General features: G+C 50.9%; 1 protein-coding gene. It reads left to right on the forward strand.

The annotated features are described in order from the left end of the window. The coding region (locus FN960_RS23645) for a DUF1158 family protein (RefSeq protein WP_143850779.1) at positions 1-198 on the forward strand (198 nt) is incomplete at its 5' end. Positions 199-352 lie beyond the last annotated feature (154 nt).

Here is a 352-nt window from a genome sequence, read left to right on the forward strand (position 1 = left end):
GCTTTCCTCTCTTGCCTGCTGCTTCCCGCCCCCGCATTGGGGCTGACGCTGGCACAAAAACTGGTGAGCACGTTCCATCTGATGGATCTTAGTCAGCTTTACACTTTATTGTTTTGTCTGTGGTTTTTAGTGCTGGGCGCTATTGAGTATTTTGTTCTGCGCTTTATCTGGCGACGCTGGTTCTCGCTGGCGGATTAAACGTCGATTATCGCCGTACTTCGCGGCATACTTTGCTTATTCTCCTTCGCCTAAAGGAACGTTTATGGATAAGCAATCACTGCACGAAACGGCGAAACGCCTGGCCCTTGAGTTACCCTTTGTCGAGCTTTGCTGGCCTTTTGGCCCGGAGTTC

Origin of the sequence: Alkalicoccobacillus porphyridii, assembly GCF_007293315.1 — a bacterium.
GTDB classification, from domain to species: Bacteria; Bacillota; Bacilli; order Bacillales; family Bacillaceae_D; genus Alkalicoccobacillus; species Alkalicoccobacillus porphyridii.